At 39.2% G+C, this 8003-nt stretch carries 9 protein-coding genes and 1 pseudogene; 6 read left to right on the forward strand and 4 right to left on the reverse strand.

What is annotated here, in order from left to right:
* Window positions 1-93 precede the first annotated feature (93 nt).
* The 4 genes and pseudogenes from ACFWE9_RS24595 to ACFWE9_RS24610 all read right to left on the reverse strand — a co-directional run.
* Window positions 94-243: pseudogene (locus ACFWE9_RS24595) on the reverse strand (IS3 family transposase); the annotation flags it as partial.
* A 65-nt stretch (window positions 244-308) separates the two neighbouring features.
* Entirely contained in the window at window positions 309-605 is a 297-nt protein-coding gene (locus tag ACFWE9_RS24600) for an ArsR/SmtB family transcription factor (RefSeq protein WP_230160444.1), read from the reverse strand.
* A 169-nt stretch (window positions 606-774) separates the two neighbouring features.
* Window positions 775-2499: a ubiquinone-dependent pyruvate dehydrogenase gene (poxB, locus tag ACFWE9_RS24605; RefSeq protein ID WP_230160442.1), complete on the reverse strand. Its 1725-nt coding sequence runs from the start codon at window positions 2497-2499 to the stop codon at window positions 775-777.
* A 103-nt stretch (window positions 2500-2602) separates the two neighbouring features.
* A complete protein-coding gene (locus ACFWE9_RS24610) occupies window positions 2603-3799 on the reverse strand; it encodes an L-lactate MFS transporter (protein ID WP_230160438.1) in 1197 nt (398 codons plus the stop codon).
* A 449-nt stretch (window positions 3800-4248) separates the two neighbouring features.
* Between ACFWE9_RS24610 and ACFWE9_RS24615 the strand changes: the two genes are divergently transcribed.
* The 6 genes from ACFWE9_RS24615 (at window position 4249) to ACFWE9_RS24640 (ending at window position 7844) form a co-directional block, all read left to right on the forward strand.
* Window positions 4249-4734, forward strand: a complete 486-nt coding sequence (locus ACFWE9_RS24615) for a peptidoglycan-binding domain-containing protein (RefSeq protein WP_230160436.1) — start codon at window positions 4249-4251, stop codon at window positions 4732-4734.
* Window positions 4735-4893: 159 nt separating this feature from the next.
* Window positions 4894-5766, forward strand: coding sequence for an AraC family transcriptional regulator (locus ACFWE9_RS24620; protein WP_377359269.1), 873 nt, complete (start codon window positions 4894-4896; stop codon window positions 5764-5766).
* Window positions 5767-5929: 163 nt separating this feature from the next.
* Window positions 5930-6301 carry a hypothetical protein gene (locus ACFWE9_RS24625; protein ID WP_230160432.1) on the forward strand — a complete coding sequence of 124 codons (372 nt, stop codon included), beginning with the start codon at window positions 5930-5932 and terminating at the stop codon, window positions 6299-6301.
* Between the two features lie 103 nt (window positions 6302-6404).
* Window positions 6405-6593 (forward strand): hypothetical protein, encoded by a 189-nt coding sequence (locus ACFWE9_RS24630; RefSeq protein ID WP_377359271.1) that lies wholly within the window; start codon window positions 6405-6407, stop codon window positions 6591-6593.
* A gap of 273 nt (window positions 6594-6866) precedes the next feature.
* The gene (locus ACFWE9_RS24635; protein WP_230160428.1) at window positions 6867-7100 is read left to right on the forward strand and encodes a hypothetical protein; all 234 of its coding nucleotides are present in this window, start codon (window positions 6867-6869) and stop codon (window positions 7098-7100) included.
* Between the two features lie 396 nt (window positions 7101-7496).
* The gene (locus ACFWE9_RS24640; RefSeq protein WP_377359273.1) at window positions 7497-7844 is read left to right on the forward strand and encodes a VOC family protein; all 348 of its coding nucleotides are present in this window, start codon (window positions 7497-7499) and stop codon (window positions 7842-7844) included.
* The last annotated feature ends 159 nt before the right edge of the window (window positions 7845-8003 follow it).

The raw sequence follows: 8003 nt of genomic DNA on the forward strand, positions 1-8003 counted from the left end.
ATCTACAATAGTCTTCTTGAATTCATTATTATATTTTTTACCTGTATTTTTACGTTCCAAGACGGACACATCCTCTCAAAAATCATTGTAAGGACGGCGTTTAAAATGAAAAGCATTTAAAATATTTTCTTTAAGTATCAAGTCTTTTTCTTCTCTTTGCTCTCTTCTTTCTTGAGCTTCTGAAGAAAAGTAGTTATAAAAGCCAGAGCGAGAAACTCCCGCAATTTCGCATAAGAAACTCACTCATTTTTTATTTAATAGTTCTAAAACTTTAAAACTAATGATGAAAAAGAATGGTTTTTCGGCCACTATAAAGTTGCCAAAAAAACAGGTAAAAATTCTTGAAATGTATCCTTCCTTATTTTTATATATTTAAATTGCCCATCACGCCCTACATCAATTAGGTCTGCTTCAACCATAATTTTAATGTGGTATGAAACGTTTGACTTATTTATTCCGATTGATTCACCAATTTCTCCGTATGAATTTTTATCTTTATTTTCATCATGATAAAGATAACGAATGATTTCAATCCGCTTTACTTCTGATAAGGCTTTGAATATCTTGCTACGTCTTTCATCTGAGGTAACTTGTTTGATAATCATAGAAACTTATTTTTAATTATTCATTTTGTCAATAAAGAAGAAAATGGAAAAACTATATACTTGGTTTTGTTTTTGAACTTCAAGGTAAAAGGTGGTAAATACTCATTTCATAAATCACCCATAATAATCAGGGATTCAAAGTTAGTATATGAATCCCTTTTTATCGAACCTAGCGAAGGAGGTTTGTCTTGGCAAGTTCAATTAATTTATTACCGTCACCATTCAGAACTGCCTTGACCATCCATAATGTGAAACCCTGTGCCTGGCCAAATTCAATTCGTGGGGGAAGGGATATTTCCTGGCGATTCACGAGTACATCCAATAATACAGGTCCATTATGTTCAAAAGCTCGCTTCAGTGCATCCGGGAGGTCTGCCGGGTCTTCTACGCGTATCCCCATGATTCCCATTGCTTGGGCAACGGCTGCTAGATTCGGGTTTTTAAGCTCTGTACCGGTCTCCAAATAGCCCGCTGCCTTCATTTCCAATTCGACAAAGCTTAGCGCACTGTTATTGAAAACGATGATCTTTACAGGCAGGTTATGCTGTTGAAGAGTTAGCATATCCCCCATTAACATGGCAAGGCCACCGTCGCCTGAAAGGGCAATAACTTGCCTGCCTGAATCGATGCACTGAGCCCCAATTGCTTGCGGCAAGGCATTTGCCATCGAACCGTGATTGAATGATCCCAATAATCTTCTTTTCCCATTCATTTCGAGGTACCTGGCTGCCCACAAGGTAGGTGTTCCGACGTCACATGTAAATACAGCATCCTCACTGGCAAGATCACTGACCATTTTCGTTAAATATTGAGGGTGAATCGGTGTATGGCCTGGTTTCCCTGCCGCAAGTTCATCAAGCCCTTCGCGGACATCTTTATAATGATCGACATATTTATCCAGGTGCCGCGAGCCATGCGTCTCTGTTAGGTAAGGAAGCAAAGCTTCGACCGTGTTCTTGACATCACCGCAAAGCCCCAAGGCTAGATTTGCCCGGCGCCCAAGGTTCTCTGCCCTGAGGTCAACCTGAAGGATACTGGCTTTCTTAGGAAAGAATTGTCTATAAGGGAAATCAGTACCGAGCATCAGCAATACATCACAATCCATCATTGCGTGAAAGCCGGAGGAGTAGCCAATTAGGCCGGTAAGACCTACAGAGTAAGGGTTATCATACTCTAGATGTTCTTTCCCCCTTAGGGCAATGACCATAGGGGACTTCAATCGGTCACAGAGTTCCATTAGTTGTGAATGGGCTCCTTCACATCCTGCACCGCATAATAAAGTAATCCGTTTCCCTCCATTTAGATATTCCGCCAGTTTTTTCAATTCGGCATCGGATGGACGAACAATAGGTTGTGTCACATGTACAACCTGTTCCGGGACGGTTTGATTGTCAGGCAATGCTGCTACATCTCCTGGCAGAACCAACACAGCTACACCTTTTCTTGAAACTGCATGCTGCATGGCGATTGTAACCATTCGAGGCATCTGTTCAGGCTTTGTCACCACCTCACTGAAGTGGCTGCATTCCTTAAACAGATGTTCGGGATGCGTCTGCTGGAAAAACTCACTCCCGATTTCGTTGCTTGGAATATGGGCTGCGATGGCTAAAACGGGAATACGGCTGCGATGGCAATCATATAAACCATTGATAAGATGAAGATTACCAGGGCCGCTACTGCCTGCACAAACAGCAATGCTGCCACTCAATAGGGAATCCGAACCTGCGGCAAATGCCGCTACCTCTTCATGTCGAACCCCAATCCACTCAATCTTGCCAGAACGCCTGATTGAATCTAGGACAGCGTTCAAGGAATCTCCAACAATCCCATAAATCCTTTTCACCCCTGCACGCAATAATGAGTCAATTAATAAATCTGCGATTGTTTGCTTCATTCTTTTCCTCCTGTTTGTTCATAGTGGTATATGTTTTTTTGTATTTGCGGATACAACCATAAGCCCTTTATTGCATAGGTCACCTAGCTCCTCAAAGGGAACTTTATACCGGTTTTCCACTGCGCGCGATAGGCGGCTTCACCCTGAGAGCAATTATGAAGGACACGATGCATAAAATGGCTATTATCATGAAAGTTGGCTTAAATCCATTGATGATTGCCCCAATAAAGGCTCCTGAAAGGGCACCAAGGCCGAATCCCTGATATACGATACTATAATTTTTGCTATGATTTTTTAACCCGAAATAATCACCAACAATGGCTGGAAATACGGTAATATTGCCTCCAAAGCAAAAGGCGATGCCAGCTACACAGGCAAAAAAGAGACCGTATCTAATATTCCCCAGGCTTAATACCAGAACTGCAGCAGCTGTAACAAAGAAGTTAAAGGCAATCACCTTCATCCGGCCGATTTTATCTGAAAGGGCTCCCAGGATCAGTCGTCCGAATGTGTTAAAAATGGCAATCATGGCCACAGTATTCGCGGCAGTGACTACATCCAAGCCAGCTAACTTTACACCCACATCCTTAGCAATACTGATTAAATAAAGCCCGCTCATGCAAGCGGTAAAGAACATGATAAACAATAGATATACCTCTCTTGTCCGCATCATTTCCTTGACGGTATAATTGTTTGAATCTTTGAGAGAGGACGCATTAGTTTCAGCTGTCTCAGTTGATTCCCGTATAAAACGCGACCCAACCACTACCATGGCCATTACAATGATTCCCCAGTACAAAAACGTCTGTGAGGCACCTACATTATTCAATAGCCATGTGTTTATGTATTTAAATAACAGGCTCCCCATTCCGTATGCTGAAACAGAAATTCCTGAAATTAGGCCCTTGCGCTCCGGAAACCACTTGATTAGGTTGGACAATGAAGTAATGTAGGCTAATCCATCTGCGAACCCCACGACAATCCCTGCCGTGATGTACAAAACCATTAACGAAGAAGCGAACGAACTAGCGACTAATCCCGTTCCAAGCACTAATCCTGCCAAAGCAATTAACCGACGTAGTCCCCATTTTTCCTGAAGTCTCCCGGCAAATAGGGTTGCCAATGCTAGAGCAAAGCTTGTAATGGAAAAGGTGATGGCCACTGAACTGAGTTTCCAGCCGAACTTGTCTGCCAAGGGCTGATTGAATAAACTCCAGGTGTAGATAGTGCCAAGACCTATTTGGATGATGATCGTACCAAACACAATGAGTCCCTTATTTACTTTTTGATTAGGAATCATTCTTCCCTCCTTCCTATGAAACACTCGGGGAACGATATATTCTTCTATTCTTGATTGGTTATATTATGACCATCAGCATTGCAATAATATTCGTGGACCTTCGCAGAGTTTGAAAAGGGAAGAGAAGATTCGTGGCTGCCCAAATTATGAATGGAATAAAGGGAGAGGGCTCATAACTTGCTTTAAGAAATGAAAATGAAGTTGAAAAGGGCTATTTTGAGGGGTGATCCTCAACTATGTTTTAGTAGTAGGCAAAGTACAATGTTTTCATGGGCCACTTAGAAACGTAGAAATCCCCATTGTGAGCGTATATTTATCCTATTTCTGTAGTCCTTTTGGTGACTGTTTGCTGCAGGTTCAAAACAGGACATTGGTCGGAAGGGGAATATCTTATCTGGAAGGAAATAGTAAAGAGGTTAGGATGCACAAAAAAAGAGGGAGATGGCGCTATGAAGAAATTACTTACTAGTTTGGTAGTATTAGCAATGGCCCTAGGGATATCTTTTTCCACCGCTTCAGCATCTGCTGGAGGATTTCACCATCCAGATAGCTGGGATAAAAACTCTATTTTGCGGAAGGACACTCATGGGGTAGAGGTCAGGAATATGCAATATATCCTGAATGTCATGGGCTTTTATACGGATTCAGCAGTCGTTGACGTTGATGGGATTTTTGGACCGAAAACCGAAGCTGGTGTAAAGAAATATCAAAAAGAAAACAACTTGAAAGTAGATGGTGTGGTTGGCCCCCGGACATGGGACAGCTTCTCGCAATATATAAAGAAGAATGGCACGAACACATATGGAGCAGGTGGGTATATGGGGCTCAGAATCAAATGGAAGTATGATAATTCCTCCTATACATCCGGCTCAAAAGCTTATATTTACGGTAATGGAGATACATTAAGCGACCAATATCGCTTGTATGCGAATTAAATTTACAGAATCAATAAGGGAGGTTGCTGATGCAACCTTTTTGTTATGCAACTAAAGGGGCAGGTTAGTTGAAGGAATATACCCTACATAATGGTGCACAAAATGTCGGATGAGTAGTTTCAACTCCTGCTATTCTATGGATATAAGGAGGTCATTGAATTGGATTTGCTCAAAAATATGAATAGTGCCATTAAATTTATTGAGAAAAATCTTACGAACGATATTGACTTTAAAGAAGTTGCAAGGCTAGCTTATTGCTCGGAATATCATTTTAAAAGGATGTTTTCCTTCCTGGCAGGTATTACGCTATCCGAGTACATCCGCCGAAGACGACTTACGCTTGCAGCGTTTGAGCTTAAAAATAACAACATAAAGGTTATTGATATAGCGATAAAGTACGGGTACAGCTCACCAGACTCTTTTGCAAGAGCGTTTCAACATTTGCATGGTATCACACCATCAGAAGCAAGAAGTAATGGCCATTCACTTAAAGCCTATCCACCGATGTCCTTCCAACTATCTATTAAAGGAGGCAGTGAAATGAACTATCGAATAGAAGGAAAAGAGGCATTTCGCATTATTGGAATTAAAAAAAGAGTTCCAATCATTTTTAACGGGGTTAATCCAGAGATTGCTTCTATGTGGGAAAGTTTAGACGAAAAAACGATAAATGAACTCAAAAAACTATCGAATGTCGAGCCATTAGGACTGCTTAGTGCATCAGCGAACTTTTCCGGAGGCAGGTTGGAGGAAAAAGGGGAGCTTGATCATTATATAGGCGTAGCAACAACGAGGGAGTGTCCAAATAACTTAACACTGCTTGAAGTTGATGCATCTACATGGGCGGTATTCGAAGCAGCCGGACCTTTTCCTGAAACACTGCAAAATGTATGGGGACGTATTTATTCGGAATGGTTTCCATCCTCTAACTATGAACAAATAGAAGGGCCAGAAATCCTTTGGAACGAAAAAAAAGATGTAACCTCACCAACATTTAGAAGTGAAATATGGATCCCTGTTTTGAAAAAGTAAGTATAGACGTAGAATTTATCCGAAGAGCTGTTTCGACAGTTCTTCTTTTTTTTATCAACTAACAGTTGCTTTACTTCAATAATGACTATGAAAAGGTAACTTTTACCTTGTTTGTCCGTATTAAAAGTCGGAAATAAAGTTGACCTTTGGAGTAGGTGTATGAATGAAAAAAATGTTAATGATCTCAACGATGGCTGTATTAGTATTAGCTGCGTGTGGTGAAGAAAAAGCACAATCTTGGAAAGGTACATGGAAAAAGGTGGATGAAGAAAATAGTGTTTGTCGAGACTCCTTTATCTTTAAAGGGGAAAACAATTTCGAAATTCAAAATTCAAGAGTCCAGGGCGGAGAACAATCTTCTGGAACATATAAGCATATAGAGAATAATGATTACGAATTTGATTATGGTGGTGGCTCTAATAATTTTACTATTATAGTCGAAAAAAATACGATGAAAGTTCAATTAGCAGATACCATTTGCGAATATAATAAAGTCGATAAAATTAGAAAAAAGTACGAAAATTCATGGGAGTAAAGTACCTCCAACCATACATAAAATAGGAAATTGTAGATTGGATTATGTAACTATCTGGGCAGAAATTGAGTAAAAAAAGTTTCGAAATGTTGGCTGTACCACGATGTTAGGAATTGATTTCTTTATTGCAAACACAATAAAAGAGACAGCATACTTAAATGAATCTGTAAAATTTAATGAAGAGTCGCAGGGGTATCTTCAGATTAAAGAAGATTACGGTAAAGGTTGTACGGAAAAAGGATCTTTTGATTTGCTTATAGGGTTAGATCAATATGGTGCTACAATATTTTAGATGCAAGAAATAAATCAGTTAGTAAACATTTGCGAGGGCATAGTTGTTAAATACAAAACAGAAAATTTATACGGACAAAAAATAAAACAGTTTGCTGAAAAGTTAATAGAACTTTGCAAAGAAGCATTACTGAAAAACAAGTTAATAGTAGCAATTGGTGATTAAAGTATTCTTTAAGGCAGCTTTTTCTTTAGTCAACTATTGGGACAGGTTTGTTGAAAAGTAATAAATACTAAGATAATGGTAAGATGAGTAAGTAGGGAGTTCGATTAAGTGGAGGAAATGATAGGTGGTTCATTTGTTTTTGTAACGGGAGTAGTTTTCCTGTATTTTGGTTTGTTTCAGAACAAGTGGTTGTATAAGGGTATAAAAGAGATTGAAGAAGGAAAAATCGATTTTTTTCCTTTCATAAGTAGCTATTGGTTTTGGCGGATTCTGTTTATCGGAATGGGCGCATTCCTCATTTTTACAACTGGAAATTCATTCATTAGCTATGTCTTTCTTTAACTATGGATGCTTTACTAGTTGCTGAGGCAACCTTGTGAACCATATATTAAAAATACTCCAATGTTACTTCTTTTCGCGTTGCTTTTTATTGTCACTTTTGCATTTTGGTTAAGAAAAAGAACTCTTTCATTCGATTTTAAAAATAAAAGTAAATTGTTCTTCTTGTTTGACAACTATGAGTTGATTGGTGGAGTTCTTATTGGTATAGGATTACTATTTATTGTGATTTTTATCTAAGATTTATTTCACTAACGGGTGCGTTTGTTGAGGATCGAAGCTGTCTTTAAGGCAGCTTTTTCCTATGCAACTATCGGGACAGGTTAGTGAAAGAAGGAATTCGCTTTCAAAACTAGAATTTAAATTAATAACCAATGGGATAGGAGGGAGATTCTTATGATAATAAAGGGTTTTGGAGGAATCTTTTGGAGGACTAAAAATCTAGAGGATATAAAAAAATGGTACAGTAAAGTTCTAAAAATTGAAATTGAAAATTGGAATGGTACCATTATTACACCACAATCAGGCAATGAAACTATCTTTTCCTTCTTTTCTGAAAATGATCGCTATTTTCCAACAGAACAACAAGTGATGTTAAACTTTCAAGTTGAAAATTTGGATGACAGTATCAAACATCTAGAAAAAATGGGTGTTCCCCTTGTTATGGAAAAGACGATTAATGAATTTGGAAAGTTTATTTGGATTGAAGATCCAGAGGGAAGGCGTATAGAGCTTTGGGAGAAGTAATAGGATAATAATAAATTTTGTTGTTGAACTAAAAGGTGCGTTAGCTGAAGATCAGAGCTGTCTATAAGGCAGCTTTTTCGTGCGCCCGGCATGGGTGCAATCTATAGGGTGCGAGTCCCGAACCATGAAGGCAGTAGTAATGGTTAGCTTAATGCAAGG

The organism is Peribacillus sp. NPDC060253 (assembly GCF_042727425.1).
GTDB lineage: Bacteria > Bacillota > Bacilli > Bacillales > DSM-1321 > Peribacillus.